The organism is Azospirillum sp. A26 (genome assembly GCF_042604635.1).
GTDB lineage: Bacteria > Pseudomonadota > Alphaproteobacteria > Azospirillales > Azospirillaceae > Azospirillum > Azospirillum palustre.
In genome coordinates, this window is sequence record NZ_CP170476.1 from 592,546 (window position 1) to 607,362 (window position 14,817).

Genomic DNA, 14,817 nt, shown 5'->3' on the forward strand with positions numbered 1-14,817 from the left:
CGCGGGCTGCGGCGAATGAGCAGAAACCTTGTGGAGCGGGATGCGATGGAGAATGGGAAGCCGACGGGGCCGCTGGCGGGCCTGCGCGTCATCGAGATCGCCGGTATCGGGCCCGGCCCGTTCTGCGCCATGATGCTGTCCGACATGGGGGCGGAGGTGATCCGCATCGACCGCGCCTCGGCGCCCGACCAGGGCATCGACATTCCGGTCCCCAGCAACGTCACCAACCGCGGCCGGCGCTCGGTCGTGCTCGATCTCAAAAGTCCGGAAGGGGCGGCGGCGCTGAAGCGGCTGGCGGTCCGGGCCGACGCCCTGATCGAAGGCTTCCGGCCCGGCGTGATGGAGCGGCTCGGCCTCGGTCCCGACGAGCTGCTGGCTGTCAACCCGCTGCTGGTCTATGGCCGGATCACCGGCTGGGGTCAGGAGGGGCCGCTGGCGAAGGCCGCCGGGCACGACCTGAACTACATCGCGCTCAGCGGCATGCTGCACGCCATCGGCCCGGCCGACCGGCCGCTGCCGCCGCTGAACCTGATCGGCGATTATGGCGGCGGTGCCATGTATCTGGCGTTCGGCATCGTCTGCGCCCTGCTCGAACGCCAACGGTCGGGGCGCGGGCAGGTGGTCGACGCGGCGATGGTCGACGGGGCGGCCTCGCTGGGCGCTGCGCTCTACGGGCTGCTGGATGCCGGGCTGTGGCGGGACCGCCGGGCGGGGAACCTGCTCGACGGCGGCGTTCCCTGGTACGACAGCTACGAGACCAGCGACGGCAGGCATGTCGCCATCGGCCCGCTGGAGCCGCGCTTCTACGAGAGACTGCTGGAACTCCTCGGGCTGACCGACGCGGCCTTGCGCGACCGCAGCGAAGCCAATTGGCCCTGTCTGCGCAAGGCCTTCGCCGAGGCCTTCCGGACGCGGACGCGCGACGAGTGGTGCGCTCTGCTGGAGGGGACCGACGTCTGCTTCGCCCCCGTCCTGTCGATGGCGGAGGCGCCGCACCACCCGCACATGGCTGCGCGTGGAAGTTTCGTCCAACTGGACGGCGTGGTTCAGCCGGCGCCGGCCCCGCGCTTCAGCCGCAGCCGGCCGGCGGTCCAGGGGCCGCCGCCGGAGCCGGGAGAGCACACGCGGAGCGTCCTGGAGGAGTGGGGGTTTTCGGCGGAGGACATCTCCCGCCTGGATCGGGTCAGTGCGCTTCCAGATCGGCCAGTCCGGACTCCGGGAACAGGACGTCGATGAAGCCGAACTTGGTCATGTCCACGATCCGCTGGGGATAGAGGAAGCCGTCGAGGTGGTCGAACTCGTGCTGGAAGACCCGCGCGTGGAAGCCTTTCGCTTCGCGGACGAGCGTCGTGCCGTCCTCCAGGGTGCCGCCATAACGGATGTGCGTGCAGCGCGGAACCATCCCGCGCAGACCCGGAACCGACAGGCAGCCCTCCCAGGATTCCTCCACCTCTTCGGTGAGTTTTTCGAACCAGGGATTGATCAGCGTGGTGACGGGGACGGGAGGCACGTCCGGGTAGCGCGGATTGGCGTCGAAGCCGAAGACGATCACCCGCAGGTCGACGCCGATCTGCGGAGCGGCCAGCCCGGCGCCGCTGGCGGCATGCATGGTTTCGAACATCTCGGCGATCAGCGACGTCACCGCCGGGTCGTGGATATCCTCGACCGGCCTCGCCACCCGCTGCAAGCGGGGATCGCCCATCTTCAAGATTTCGCGCATGATGTGTCCGTCACTCCGCTCGATAGCCGCTCCATTGAGTCATCGGGATCGGCCGCGGTGCAAGTGCGATCTGCGATGTCTGGAGCTGTTCAGCAGCCGTGGCTTCGGTCGTAGCCATTGATGGCCGGTGCGCGCCATCCCTCCGGCAGTCGGGCGGGCTTGTAGATCTCGACGAGGAGCGGATGGCAACTGGCCGCGTCCGAGGAATGCTCCGACGAGCAATCGCCGCCGGGGCAGGCGGACATGCAGCCGAGCAGGTCGACTTCGGCGAAAAACTCGAGATAATCGCCCGGCCGCACCGGGCTGGCCTTCATGAAATACTGCCCGGTGTCCCGGCTGAAGCCCGTGCACATGAAGACGTTCAGCACATCGTGGATGTGGGGTTCGGCCTCGGGCAGGGTCATGCCGGTGGCTTTCGCCAGGGCGCGGGTGAGATTCGAATGGCAGCAGTGGTGGTAATGGTCCCCGGCGCTGAGCAGATTGTGCGTGTAGGGGTCGCAGCGGGTGCCGATGACGTCATGCACCGACCCGCCGAATTCGTCGAAACCGTACCAGTCGAGCGTGTCGTGCGTGATGGTGGCGATGGGGCGGAGATAGGGGAGGTTGGAAAACAGCTGATCGCCAAGCCCGACATGGGTGCCGTTCAGCGCGCGGGTCTTGCCGGTATAGAGCCGCTCCTTCAAATCGTTGGCGTTGAAGAGGTTGAGGTCGCCAACCTGTGCGCCCTCGGTCGAGACGATGCGGCAGAAATGGCCGGCGGGCACGGTCCAGGTGGCCGCATCGCGCGGCGGGACCACCGCCGTCCCGACCAGCTCCATCCCGTCCCGCACCGCGCGGTAGGCCGCCAGATCGGCACGCGGCAGGCTCTGCGTCGGATAGCAGATGACCGGCCTGACCGCCTTGCGTGCAGCGGCATCTGCGGGGGGCGCGGTGATGGGGGCGGGCTTCATTGGCTTTTCCGTTCGATTGTGCCCTCTCGCGGCGAGGGCTGTTCAGGGACTGTTCAAGGATTGTTTAGGGGCTGGTGCGCAATCGGGGTGCGCCCTGGGCCGAAGCCTTAACCGGGATCACCACCGACAACACCATTGAAATCGGTAACGGCCATATGGAAACCATCACGCCTCTTCCGTCGCGACGGTGAAGTTCCGGTCCCTCCGCCTCAGCTCGTCCAGCAGGCCGTCGATGATGCGCAGCGCCTCTGCCGTGGCGGCATTCACGTCGGTTCCGGCGGGATGGATGAGGAACAGCGTGCGCATCAGCGCCGGGTCGCAGATCGGCCGGATCACCAGGGCGCCGGACTGGATGTCTTCCGCGACGGCGCTGTGCGGCAGGATCGCGCAGGCCAGCCCGCGCCGGACCATGTCCTTGATCGCCTGCATCGATTCGAGTGAGAAGGCGATGTTTGGCACCAGCCCGCGCGCCGTCATCGCGTCGGTGACCAGACGCCTGACCAGATCGCCCTCGTTGGGCATCGCCAGTTCGGCGTCGGCGATGGCCGCCAGTGACAGCGGGCCGCTCCCGTCGAACCGCGAACCCGGATGGGTGATCAGGCACAGCGCCTCGTTCAGCCGCGGTTCCCGGTGCAGCAAGCGGCTGCGCGGCACCGTGTAGGCCAGCGCCAGATCCAGCTTGCCCGATGAGACATGGCCGATGAGGGCATGGCTCAGCTCTTCGAACAGCTTCAGTTCCACCCCCGGCAGGGCGCCGTGCAGCCGTTCCATCAGCCTGCCGGCCAGCAGCCCGGACAGGCTGGGGGTCAGTCCCACGGCCAGCGTTCTCGGGACCTGCCCGGCGACCTCGCGCAGCGACCGTTTCAAATCCTGCAGGCGCCGCACCATCAGCCGCGCCTCTTCCAGAAAGAGCAGGCCGGCCGGGGTGGGGTGGGTTCCGGTGACGGTGCGGACCAGTAGCGGCACGCCGAACTCCCGCTCCAACGCCTTGATCTGCACCCCCAGCGCCGGCTGCGCGATGTTCAGCGCCAGCGCCGCCTTGCTGATGCTGCCGAGTTCGCAGACGAGGATGAAGCTTTCCAACTGGCGGCTGCGCATCGGTCGGGATCCATCGTTGCGGCCCATCCTGGCAGCCCAGGTGGGGCGGCCCAAGTGGGGCAGCCGTGGGGCACGCCACCGGCAGGGACAGAAGCCTCGCATCGGCGGCGGGGGAGGGCAAACAATTTTTGTATGGGGGTGGTCCAAAGCTGTCCTAGACAGGGCCGGCGGGCTGCATTTGTATGCTTACAAAACAAACAGAATTCAGGCGCAACGCCGAATGCCCGACACCGGGAGGGAGATGCAGCCCATGCGTGGCCTATCGTCAGAAAGAGCACCGATCCCCCAGGATCCTTCCAAGGATCTCTCCCAAGGTCCGGCAGGTGCGTCCCATCCGGCGCAGCCCATTCCCTTCGGCCGCGCCCAGGGTCCGAACGGTGCCCAGAGTTCCAACGGCCTCGCGGCCGGCGCCCACGCGGTGATGACCGGCGTCACCCGCATCTTCGGATCGGCGGTCCATGCGCTGGGTCCGGTCGATCTTGAACTGCGCCGGGGAGAGTTCTTCTCCATCGTCGGGCCGTCCGGCTGCGGCAAATCCACCCTGCTCGACGTGCTGGCCGGGCTGAGCAGCCCAACCGACGGCACCATCACCTTCGAAGGCAAGCGCGTGCGCGGCACGGTTCCCGACGGGGTCGGCGTGGTCTTCCAGGAGGATGCCTCGTTCCCCTGGCTGTCCGTGCGCGACAACATCGCCTTCGGCCTGCGCCGCGCCGGCTTCCGCGGTGCGGAGGCGGAAGAGCGCGTCCGCCATGCCATCGATTTCATGGGGCTGAACGATTTCGCCGACGCCTATCCCAACCAGCTGTCCGGCGGCATGCGCCAGCGCGTCTGCATCGCCCGGACGCTGGTGATGCGCCCGCGCCTCGTGCTGCTCGACGAGCCGTTCGGCGCACTCGACCAGCAGACCCGCCTGCTGATGGGGGACGAGCTGCTGCGGCTGTGGCGGGCCAGCGGGGCGACCGTCCTGCTGATCACCCACGCGCTGGACGAGGCGGCGATGCTGTCCGACCGCATCGGCGTGATGTCGTCACGCCCCGGCCGCTTCATCGAGATCGTCGAAACCGGCTGGCCGCGCGACCGCACCAGCGCCATCGCCGCCCAACCGGCCTTCGGTGAGGTCACCACCCGGCTGTGGAACACGCTGCGCGAGGAATTGCTGAAGGCGATGGCCAGCCAGCGGAGGGTCATGGGATGACGCGGGCCGGCATCCAGCGCCTGCTGATCACCGCCGCGGCCGTCCTGGCGCTGGAGGCGTCCTGCCGGCTGGGCTATGTCGGGCGCGCCACAATGATCCCGCCGTCGGAGATGCTGGCCGAGCTGGTCCGGCTGATGGGAACCGACGGCTTCTGGTCGCAGATCGGCTTCACCCTGCGCAACATCCTCGCCGCCGCCGTCGCCGCGATGGTTGCAGGTTTTGCCGGCGGCGTCGCGCTCCACGCCCTGCCGCGGGTCCGCCGGGCGGTCGAGCCGCTGATCGCCAGCTACTACGCCCTGCCGTTCTTCGTGCTGTATCCGCTGTTCATCGTGCTGCTCGGCATGAACGCGCTGCCGATCATCGCCATGGGCTTCCTTTATGCGGTGATGGCGATGGTGACGGCGACGCTGTCCGGGCTGGACCGCATCCCGCCGGTGCTGCGCAAGGTCGGCCGCACCTACCGCCTCGACCGCGTCCAGGACGCGCTGCTGATCCAGCTTCCGGCGGCCGGGCCGCACATCTTCACCGGGGTGAAGCTGGCGTTGAGCTATTCGGTGACCGGCGTAATCGGGGCGGAGTTCATCCTGGCCGGCAGCGGGCTCGGCTACTCCATCGCCTTCGCGTACAACAATCTCCAGGACCGGACGATGTACGCGCTGCTGCTGTTCGTCGTGGTCTTCGTGTCCAGCCTGACCGTGCTGCTGCACTGGGCGGAACAGCGCGTGCGCCACCGCTCGGGCGCCGGCCGCGTCGGCGCCGCCCGCGACACCGCCGGGGCGGGGGAGAAGCTGGTGGCTGCCGCCGTCATCGCCCTGCTGATCCTGGGCGGCTGGCAGCTGTTCCACGGGCTCGCCGGGGACGAGGCGCTGGCTTCGCCCACCGTCACCCTGAACCGGATGACCGTCCTGTTCGGCAACCCGTCCTTCTGGGAAAACGTGGCGGAGACCGCCAAGGCGCTGGGGCTGTCGCTGCTGATCTCCTGCATCGGCGGTGGGCTGGCGGGTGTGCTGATCGGTGCCAACCGCGCGCTGTCGGACGTGCTGGAGCCGCTGTTCGTCACCCTCTACGCCATTCCCAAGGTCACGCTCTATCCGGTGATCCTGCTGCTGTTCGGGCTCGGCATGCCGGCGAAGGTCGCCTTCGGCACGCTGCACGGCTTCATCCCGATGATGCTGGTGACCATGGGCGCCATCCGCGCCATGAACCCGGTGCTGCGGCGCTCGGCCCGCGCCATGCGGCTGACGCGGATGCAGACGCTGATCGCAGTCCTGGTGCCGGCGACGGTGCCGGAGATCGTGACCGGCCTGCGCATCAGCTTCTCCATCACCCTGCTGGGCGTGATGGTCGGCGAGATGTTCGCGTCCAAGCGCGGGCTGGGCTTCATGATCATGAACGGCATCAGCGTCAACGACACCGCGACGATGATGAGCGTCACCGTGCTGATCGGCCTGTTCGCCCTGGCGGTCAACAGCGCGCTGCTCGCGCTCGACAACCGGATGCACCGGGCCGCCTGAGCCATCCGGCACCTCCGTTCACCTCCTTCCCGGCCGCCGGCCCGCCCGGCGGAAAGGACCTTCCCATGCCCATCGAAACCGCGACGCTGATCGACGTCCATGCCCATGTCCGCCTGGAGGCGACCAACGGTGCCGCCGGCATCCACGGGCCGGAGCATGGCGTCGACGAGACCGGCCAGCCCTGGTACCGCGTCGGCAATTACCGGCTGAGCGGCGTCCGCCACCTGAACAGCCCCTTCACCGATCCGGAGCTGCGGCTGCGCCGCATGGACCAGGCCGGCATCGATTTCCAAGTGCTGTCGGCCAGTCCGCTGAACTACTTCCACCACATCGACGTGCCCTCGGCCGTCTCCTTCTGCCGCCGGCACAACGACGCGCTGGCCGAGCTGGTCGCGCGCTATCCCGACAGGCTGGCCGGGCTGGCCGCCCTGCCGATGCAGGACCCGCGCGCCGCGACGGAGGAGCTGGAGCGCTCCGTCGGCGAACTGGGACTGTGGGGGGCGGCGACCGGCACCGAATTCGCGGGCGAGCCGCTGCACAGCCCGGAGTTCGACAGGCTCTACGAGGCGTTCGTCCGGCTGGACGTGCCGCTGTTCCTGCATCCGGCCCCGGCCGGCATCGACGGGCCGCCCGGCGACCCGGCGCTGAAGCGCTTCGACCTCGACGTCATCATCGGCTTCGCCGCGCAGGAGACCATCGCCGTCGCCACCCTGATCTTCGGCGGCGTGCTGGAGCGTCATCCCCGGCTGGACGTCTGGATCAGCCATGGCGGCGGGGCGGCCGCCTTCACCGCCGGGCGGCTGGCGCAGGCCGGCATGAAGCGGCCCTGGGCCAGCCAGTCGATGAAGAAGGACGGCGCCTTCGAGGAGATGCTGTCGCGCCTGTGGTTCGACACGCACCTGAACGACGACCGGGCGTTGGCGCTGCTGACGCAGGTGGTGGGGCCGGACCGGCTGGTCTTCGGCACCAATTTCGCCGGCTGGGACCAGCCGGAGGACGGGCATCACGGCGCCGTGTCGCCCGCGCTGGCTGGCAACGCCCGCCGCCTGCTGAGAAAAGACAAAACTGACAACGGAGGGACGCCATGACCATCACCCGTTTCCTGACCCGCGCGCTGGCGGCGGTGCCGCTGATCGGCGGCCTGCTGGCCTCCGCACCGCAGGCCCATGCGCTGGAGATCATGGCGTCCCACTATGGCGCCCTGCTGAACACCGCCCCCATCGCGGTGGCGCTGGAGCGCGGCGACTACAAGAAGAACGGCGTCGACGTCACCGACGTGATGAGTTCGGTCGGCGGCGGCACCGGCATCCGCAACATGGTGGGCGGCGGCCTCGGCTACGGCATCGTCAGCACCTCCACCGCGCTGGCCGGCATCAGGCAGGGCATGGACATCCGCATCGTCCATACCGCGATCCGCCGGGTGGACGACCTGCTGTGGGTGACGCGGCCGGACAGCGGCGTGTCCTCGGTCAAGGATCTGGTCGGCCGCAAGGTCGGCATCACCGCGCCGAAATCGTCGAGCGAGCTGATGGTCGTCATGGCCTTCGAGGCGGCCGGCTATCCCGGCAAGGCCGACATGGTGGCGCTGGGATCGGTCGGCTCGGGCCTGTCGGCGCTGGAACAGGGCGGGGTGGACGCGGCGCTGATCCTGGAGCCGCTCTACAGCGCCCGCAAGGACCGCTACAAGGTTGCCTTCTCGCTGGAGAACCTGCCGTCGATGACGCCGACCGTCGGCGTCGCCACCGGCGACTTCATGCGCAAGAGCCCGGACCAGCTGCGCGGGCTGCTCGCCGCCTGGCGCTCGGCGGTGAACTTCATCTACGAGAACCCGGAGGAGGCCGCGAAGATGGTCGCCAAGCGCTATGGCGACACGCTGCCGGTCGATGTCGCCACCGCCTCGATGAAGCGCATGGCGGCGATCAAATACTGGAGCCAGGGCGATTTCGACATGGACGCCCTGAACATCTGGGTCAAGGGCATGGAGCGCATGGGCGAATGGTCCGGCCCGGTCGACTGGTCGAAGGTGCTGGACAGCTCCTTCCTCGCCGCCGACCTGCGCAAGTGACGGAGGCCCCCGCCATGACGCAGCAGACCTCGACCGCGGACGGCGCGCTGGCCGTCGTCATCGGCGGCGGCAACGGCATCGGCGAGGAGACCGCCCGGCTGATGGCGGCGCGCGGCTGGCGGCTGGCGGTCGCCGACCTCGACTTGGACGCCGCGGAACGGGTTGCCGGCGACCTCGGCGGCGCCGCGCTGGCGCTCGACATCGCCGATGCCGGCGCGGTGGAGCGGGCGGCGGCGGCCATCGAGGCGGCGCATGGCCCGGTCGGCGCGCTGGTGGTCGCCGCCGCCGTCTTCCAGCCGGTGCTGCCGCCGGCCGAGCTGCCGCTGGAGGTGTGGGAGCGCACAATCCACGTCAACCTGACCGGCACCTATTACGCCAACCGCGCCTTCGGCACCCGCATGGCGCGGCAGGGGCGGGGCAGCATCGTCAACATCGCATCGATTGCCGCCATCGGCTCGGTGCCGGTCCATGCCTATGCGTCGAGCAAGGCGGGGGTGGTCAGCCTGACGCTGAACCTCGCCGGGGAGTGGGGCCGCGCCGGGGTCCGGGTCAACTGCGTCTCGCCCGGCTCGACGCTGGTCCCTCGGGTGGTCGAACGGATCCGGTCGGGCCGCTACGCCGCCGATCCGGCCGAATTCACCGCGCTCGGCCGGATCGTGCAGCCGCGCGAGGTGGCGGAGAGCATCGAGTTCCTGGCCTCCGACCGGGCGTCGGCGATCACCGGCGTCAATCTGGTGGTGGATGCCGGATGGCACGTTGCCGGAACCTGGGCGCAATATGGAGGTGTCCGTCCGGCTCCCTTCCCCCTCCAGGCGGCGGGAGGCGCGGCATGAACCCGCTGTCGCTCTCCTACTACACGGTGCCGGAGCTGTCGCCGACCGACATGGTGACGGTGGCGGCGGACCAGGGCTGCGCCCATGTCGGCCTGCGCCTGCTGGGCGGCCAGCCCGACGGCGATCCGATGCCGCTGCTGGCCGACCCCGCCCTCAGGCGCGAAATGAAGCGGCGCATGGCCGACCGCGGCGTCACGGCGCTCGACGCCAACACCGCCCGCATCCTGCCCCACACCGACCTCGACGCCTTCCGCTCCTTCCTGGAGGCGGCGGCCGAGCTGGGCGCCCGCCATGTTCTGGCGACCGGCGACGACCCCGACGAGGGGCGGTTGGCGGCAAGGCTGGGGCGGCTGTGCGACGATGCCGCCGGCTTCGGCCTGACCGTGCAGTTCGAGTTCGTGCCCTGGATGAGCGTGCCGAACGCCACCGCCGCCGCCCGGCTGATCGGCCGGGTGGGGCGCCTGAACATCGGCATCGCGCTCGACGCCTTGCATTACGACCGCTCCGGCGGCACGCCGGCCGAGGTGGCGGCGATCCCGCCCGGCCTGTTCGCCTACATGCATCTCTGCGACGCCCCGCGCGATTATGGGACCGACCGCGACTCCCTGCTGCACACCGCGGTGAAGGAGCGGCTGTTTCCCGGCGACGGCGGCATCGACCTGACCGGGCTGCTGCGCGCGCTTCCGCCCGGCCTGCCGCTCGCCCTCGAAATCCCCACCGCCGCCCTGGCGCGGACGATGGACGCGCCAGCCCGCGTGGCGCGGGCGGTCGCCGCCACCCGCCGCCTGCTGGCGTCGCTCTGACCACCGCCCACCCAGGAGGAACCATCATGGCCGCCAGCCCCGAGACCGGCACCGCCATCCGCGCCTGCGCCCAGGCGGTCATCCGGGCGATCGAGACGCACGGACACGACACCGCCCGCCTGACGGAGGCGCTGCGCGAACCGTTGGCCGCGCTCGCCGCCCGGCCCGACCTGTGCACGGCCGGCGTGCCGCGCATCGGCAACCACGTCGCCAATTCCCAGTACCTCTACTATGACGGCGACCTGTCGATCCTGCTGTTCGAGCTGCCCGACGGCCAGCCCATCGCCGTCCACGACCATGGCAACTGGGAAAGCATGGCGATCTACCGGGGGCGGGTGAAGCACACCGTCTACGAGCGGCGCGACGACGGCTCGGTTCCCGGCAAGGCCGACCTGACCATGGTCGAGGACCGCGTGCTGGAGCCGGGCGACAGCGTGGTGATCGCCCCGCCCGCCGACATCCACGGCTTCATGGCGCTGGCGCCGGGAAGCTGGGGCATCACCGTGGCGAGCGGAACCTACAAGCCCGAGCGCAGCTATTTCCAGCCCGAGGCTGGAACCGTTGTCAGCAGGCGCCCGCGCGGCTGATGGGCCGCCGCATCCGGAACAAGGAAGACCACAGCGATGGATATGGCACTGAAGGGCAAGGTCGCGCTGGTGCTTGGCGACAGCCAGGGCATCGTGCAGAGCACGCTGTGATGAGTGCGGAGCGCGCTGTGATGAGTGACCCGTCAAGCTTCGAAACCCGTTTTTCCGGGAGGATCGCATGACCAAGACCGCTCTGGTGACCGGAGCCGGCGGCGGACTGGGCGCGGCCATCGCGCGCCGTCTGGCCGGCGAAGGGTACCGCGTGGCACTGCTCGACCTCGATGCCGCCGGGCTGGAGGTCGAGGCCGCGCGCATTCCCGGTGCCCTGGCCTTCACCGCCGACGTGACCGACGAGGCGCAGATCGACGCGGTGGTCGCCGCGATGACCGAGGCGTTCGGCGACGGCCCCGACCTGCTGGTCAACAATGCCGGCATCGTCCGCTTCGGCGACCTGCTGGAGCACAGCGTCGCCGATTTCCGCCGCGTGGTGGACGTGAACCTGACCGGCACCTTCATCGTCACCCGCGCCGTCGCGCGGCGGATGGCGGAACGCGGGTCGGGCGCCATCGTCAACATCACCTCGCTGAACGCCGTCGCCCCCAGTCCCGACGCCGGGGCCTATCCGGCGACCAAGCGGCGGTCGCGCTGCTGACCGAACATCTGGCGCTGGCGCTGGCGCCGCGCGGCGTCCGGGTCAACGCCGTCGCCCCCGGCTTCATCGACGCCGGCATGTCGGCGCCGATCTATGCGGATGCCGAGGTGCGCGCGGTGCGCGGCGCCGCCGTCCCCGCCCGGTCGCTCGGCACCGCCGACGATATCGCCGACGCGGTGCTGTTCCTGGCCTCGGACCGGGCGCGCTACATCCACGGACAGCATCTCATGGTCGATGGTGGCGTGTCCTTCAGCCTGAAGATGCACCTGCCCCGCCGCGCGCCGGCGGTGAAACCCCTGGCGGGCGACCGATGAGCGGGGCGGTCCGCAACCTGATCCTGACCGGCGGCATCGGCCACCCCTTCGCCGACGCCGCTCCGGCGCTGGAGGGGATTCTGGCCGGTGCCGGAGTTGTCTCGACCGTCACCGACGACATCGAAGGCGGGCTGGCGGCGTTGGAACAGGGCGGCTTCGACCTGCTCACCGTCTATGCGCTGCGCTGGCGGATGCTGGGCAGCGAGAAATACGCCCCCCACCGCGAGCGCTGGGCCTTCTCGCTGTCGCCCGACGGGCGGCGGAGGCTGTGGAACTTCGTCACCGGCGGGGGGGGCTGCTGGGCCTGCACACCGCGCTGATCTGCTTCGACGACTGGCCGGACTGGAAGGATCTGCTGGGCGGCGCCTGGGTGTGGGGCCGCTCCGCCCATCCGCCGCGCGGTCCGGTCACCCTGGTTCCCACCGACCTTCCCCATCCGCTGACCGCCGGCCTGCCGCCCTTCACCGTCACCGACGAAGCCTACGGCGACTTCGATCTGGCCGGCGACGTCCGGCCGCTGGCGCTCGTGGCACCGGAAGGGGGACGCGCCTGGCCCGCCCTGTGGGCGCGCGACGTCGGGCTGGGGCGGGTGGTGGCCGACACGCTGGGCCATGACCACGCGTCCCTGGAACACCCGGTCCACCGCCAAATCCTGACGCGTGCCGCCCTCTGGGCCTGCCGCCGACCGCTTTGAAAACCAACCGACCTGCACGAGGAACCGTCCCGATGACCAGCCTCCATGCGCCAGCCGCCTCTTCCGCCGCTCCTTCCGCCTCCTCGGCCGCGACCGTCCCCCTGTTCACGCCGCTCGACGGCATCATCGGGGCAGAAACCGACAGGCTCGACCTGTCCCGCCCGCTCGACGACGCAACGGTCGATGCGGTGCGGACGGCCTTCCGCGACCATCATCTGCTGGTGATCCGCAACCAGTCGCTGGACAAGGAGCGCATGTACCGCTTCGCCGAACTGTTCGGCCCAATCGAGGGCCACATGATCCGGCTGGCCGACGGGTCGAAGTGGGACGCGGTCCACACCATCACCAACCTGGACGCCGCCGGCAACCCGGTGGCCAAGCCCTTCATCAGCTCCAACTATTTCTGGCACACCGACAAGTCCTTCCTGCGCAAGCCGTCGCTGCTGACGATGCTGCAGGCGGTGGAACTGCCGCCCGACGGCGGCGACACCCAGTTCGCCGACATGACCGCCGCCTACGAGGCGCTGCCGGAGGCGACGCGCCGGCGGATCGACGGGCTGAAGTCGGTACAGAGCCTGGAGTTCATGCGCCGCTACACCAGCAGTGCCCCGCCGACCGAGGACGACATCGCCGCCGCTCCGCCCATCGCCCATCCGCTGGTCCGCACCCATCCCGAGACCGGGCGCAAGAGCCTCTACATCGGCATGTACAGCTCCCACATCGAAGGCATGCCGGAGGAGGAGGGGCGCGCCCTGCTGGAGGAGCTGCTGGAGCATGCGACGCAGGACCGCTTCATCCACACCCACCGTTGGCGGCACGGCGACCTCGTCTTCTGGGACAACCGCTGCCTGCTGCACCGCGCCACCGCCAATTACGAGATGGGCAAGCACCGCCGCGTGCTGATGCGCGTCGTGGTGAAAGGCTCCGTGCCGGAGTGACGGGTGCGGTCCCGGCGGCAAGGCGATGCCACCGCCGGGGCCGATCCCCCATGCGTGGGCGCGAATTCCAAAAATAAGTCTCAGACGCGGGTGCCCGGCCTCACCCGTGCGCCCCTGCACGGTAACGCTCATGTCTGCGATGCTCCGGGCTGGCTGCGCCGACGGGCGACCTCCTGGCGCGTGACCGTCCATTCCTCCGTCGGGAAGCACCCCGGCAGGGCCAGGCTGAGCCTCGCCAGCAGCCTGGAGCGCCGGCGCGTCCGGCGACCTTAAATCGCCTGCTCGAGCCTGCCGGGATCGAAGCCGGCCCATTCGCCGGCAGGCTGGAACAGGTTCGAAAAGCAGACGGGGTGGATCTCCTCGCGAAGGATGGCGTCCATCTCCTCCAAGCTGTAGGGCGAGGCCGAAAGGACCTGCACCCGCCATGCGCGGGACAGCGAAACGTCGGTGTCCAGATACATCGCCGACAACGCTTCCCAGACCGGGCGGCGCTCGTCCAGCTGTGAGTCCGAAAAGCGGATGGCGCTGCTGTTCATGGGGATGACGGCTGGTGACGACCGGGAGTTCCGGCAGCCTAACCCATCCGTCCATCCTGTCGAGGCTGTTCGCCATGCGGTCAGATCCGATGCCGCCAAGCCTGCCGGGAGGTCCAGAATGGTCCAAGGTCGTGCCGATGCGACAAGACCATGCCGGCTGCGGCCGCCGATACTGCCCTCTTCGCCCGAAGAAACCGCAGGAAACGACAGCCATGTCCGCACCGGCCGCATCCGGCACCTCCCCACTGCCCATCCTCCTGCTGCTGCTGTCGGTGACGACGGGGCTCGTCGATGCCGTCAGCGTGCTCGGCCTGGGCAAGGTCTTCACTGCCAACATGACCGGCAACATCGTCTTCCTCGGCTTCGCCGTCGTCGGGACGCCGGGTTTCCGGGTTCTGCCGGCGGTGGCGGCGCTGCTGTCCTTCCTGAGCGGCGCCCTGATCGCCGGCCGGCTCGGCAGGACATTCGCCGGCCGGCCGATGCGGCATTGGCTGCTGACCGCCGCTTTGTTCGAAACGGCCCTGTTCTGGATCGCCGCCGCCGTCGCCGCCGGCTTCGATGTCGGGACGCAGGCTCCGGCGGCCGCTCTCTATGCGATCATCGTCCTGACCGGTTTCGCCATGGGATTCCGCAACGCCACGGTCCGGCAGATGAAGGTTCCCGACCTGACGACGACGGTCCTCACCCTGACCCTGACCGGACTGGCCGCCGATTCCGGCCTTGCCGGCGGGCCGAACACCAATGCGCGACGCCGGATGGCCAGCGTGGCGGCGATTTTCCTCGGTGCCGCGCTCGGTGCCGTCATGGTCATGCAGAGCGGGCTGGTGCTGCCCCTGGTCGTCGTCGGCGCGCTGGTGCTGGCCGGCACCGCGTTCTGCGCACTTCACCCGGCCTCGACCGCGCCGGTTGCGGCCTGAT

At 69.6% G+C, this 14,817-nt stretch carries 16 protein-coding genes and 1 pseudogene; 13 read left to right on the plus strand and 4 right to left on the minus strand.

Annotated features, from left to right (window positions below; all coding sequences use genetic code 11):
• Positions 1-15 precede the first annotated feature (15 nt).
• Positions 16-1,236 (plus strand): CaiB/BaiF CoA transferase family protein, encoded by a 1,221-nt coding sequence (locus ABNQ39_RS33610; RefSeq protein WP_376966692.1) that lies wholly within the window; start codon positions 16-18, stop codon positions 1,234-1,236.
• On the opposite strand, the gene def is transcribed toward ABNQ39_RS33610, so the two are convergent.
• The 3 genes from def to ABNQ39_RS33625 form a co-directional block, all read right to left on the minus strand.
• On the minus strand, positions 1,184-1,720 hold the full coding sequence (def, locus tag ABNQ39_RS33615; protein WP_376966694.1) for a peptide deformylase: 537 nt from the start codon (positions 1,718-1,720) through the stop codon (positions 1,184-1,186). The genes ABNQ39_RS33610 and def overlap by 53 nt on opposite strands.
• An 89-nt stretch (positions 1,721-1,809) precedes the next feature.
• A complete protein-coding gene (locus ABNQ39_RS33620; RefSeq protein ID WP_376966696.1) occupies positions 1,810-2,670 on the minus strand; it encodes an urea carboxylase-associated family protein in 861 nt (286 codons plus the stop codon).
• A gap of 165 nt (positions 2,671-2,835) precedes the next feature.
• Positions 2,836-3,768: a LysR family transcriptional regulator gene (locus ABNQ39_RS33625; protein WP_376966698.1), complete on the minus strand. Its 933-nt coding sequence runs from the start codon at positions 3,766-3,768 to the stop codon at positions 2,836-2,838.
• A 250-nt stretch (positions 3,769-4,018) separates the two neighbouring features.
• Between ABNQ39_RS33625 and ABNQ39_RS33630 the strand changes: the two genes are divergently transcribed.
• The 11 genes and pseudogenes from ABNQ39_RS33630 (at position 4,019) to ABNQ39_RS33680 (ending at position 13,363) form a co-directional block, all read left to right on the plus strand.
• Positions 4,019-4,963 carry an ABC transporter ATP-binding protein gene (locus tag ABNQ39_RS33630; RefSeq protein ID WP_376966700.1) on the plus strand — a complete coding sequence of 315 codons (945 nt, stop codon included), beginning with the start codon at positions 4,019-4,021 and terminating at the stop codon, positions 4,961-4,963.
• Entirely contained in the window at positions 4,960-6,477 is a 1,518-nt protein-coding gene (locus ABNQ39_RS33635; protein ID WP_376966702.1) for an ABC transporter permease, read from the plus strand. Before ABNQ39_RS33630 ends, ABNQ39_RS33635 begins: the two co-directional genes overlap by 4 nt.
• A gap of 65 nt (positions 6,478-6,542) precedes the next feature.
• Entirely contained in the window at positions 6,543-7,565 is a 1,023-nt protein-coding gene (locus tag ABNQ39_RS33640; RefSeq protein WP_376966704.1) for an amidohydrolase family protein, read from the plus strand.
• A complete protein-coding gene (locus ABNQ39_RS33645) occupies positions 7,562-8,542 on the plus strand; it encodes an ABC transporter substrate-binding protein (protein ID WP_109050181.1) in 981 nt (326 codons plus the stop codon). The genes ABNQ39_RS33640 and ABNQ39_RS33645 overlap by 4 nt, the downstream gene beginning before the upstream one ends.
• Before the next feature lie 14 nt (positions 8,543-8,556).
• The gene (locus ABNQ39_RS33650) at positions 8,557-9,375 is read left to right on the plus strand and encodes an SDR family NAD(P)-dependent oxidoreductase (RefSeq protein WP_376966707.1); all 819 of its coding nucleotides are present in this window, start codon (positions 8,557-8,559) and stop codon (positions 9,373-9,375) included.
• Positions 9,372-10,178 carry a sugar phosphate isomerase/epimerase family protein gene (locus ABNQ39_RS33655; protein ID WP_376966709.1) on the plus strand — a complete coding sequence of 269 codons (807 nt, stop codon included), beginning with the start codon at positions 9,372-9,374 and terminating at the stop codon, positions 10,176-10,178. The genes ABNQ39_RS33650 and ABNQ39_RS33655 overlap by 4 nt, the downstream gene beginning before the upstream one ends.
• 26 nt (positions 10,179-10,204) lie before the next feature.
• The gene (locus ABNQ39_RS33660) at positions 10,205-10,765 is read left to right on the plus strand and encodes a hypothetical protein (protein ID WP_376966711.1); all 561 of its coding nucleotides are present in this window, start codon (positions 10,205-10,207) and stop codon (positions 10,763-10,765) included.
• 178 nt (positions 10,766-10,943) lie between these two features.
• Positions 10,944-11,731, plus strand: a pseudogene (locus ABNQ39_RS33665) (SDR family NAD(P)-dependent oxidoreductase).
• Positions 11,728-12,051, plus strand: coding sequence for a hypothetical protein (locus ABNQ39_RS33670; RefSeq protein ID WP_376966713.1), 324 nt, complete (start codon positions 11,728-11,730; stop codon positions 12,049-12,051). The pseudogene ABNQ39_RS33665 and the gene ABNQ39_RS33670 overlap by 4 nt, the downstream one beginning before the upstream one ends.
• Complete coding sequence (locus ABNQ39_RS33675) at positions 12,000-12,425, plus strand: ThuA domain-containing protein (RefSeq protein WP_376966715.1); 426 nt, start codon at positions 12,000-12,002, stop codon at positions 12,423-12,425. The genes ABNQ39_RS33670 and ABNQ39_RS33675 overlap by 52 nt, the downstream gene beginning before the upstream one ends.
• A gap of 32 nt (positions 12,426-12,457) precedes the next feature.
• Complete coding sequence (locus ABNQ39_RS33680) at positions 12,458-13,363, plus strand: TauD/TfdA dioxygenase family protein (RefSeq protein ID WP_376966717.1); 906 nt, start codon at positions 12,458-12,460, stop codon at positions 13,361-13,363.
• A gap of 269 nt (positions 13,364-13,632) precedes the next feature.
• On the opposite strand, the gene ABNQ39_RS33685 is transcribed toward ABNQ39_RS33680, so the two are convergent.
• Positions 13,633-13,899 (minus strand): DUF7079 family protein, encoded by a 267-nt coding sequence (locus tag ABNQ39_RS33685; RefSeq protein WP_376966719.1) that lies wholly within the window; start codon positions 13,897-13,899, stop codon positions 13,633-13,635.
• 212 nt (positions 13,900-14,111) lie between these two features.
• Here ABNQ39_RS33685 and ABNQ39_RS33690 point away from each other — a divergent pair, with 212 nt between their 5' ends.
• Positions 14,112-14,816: a YoaK family protein gene (locus ABNQ39_RS33690; RefSeq protein WP_376966721.1), complete on the plus strand. Its 705-nt coding sequence runs from the start codon at positions 14,112-14,114 to the stop codon at positions 14,814-14,816.
• The last annotated feature ends 1 nt before the right edge of the window (position 14,817 follow it).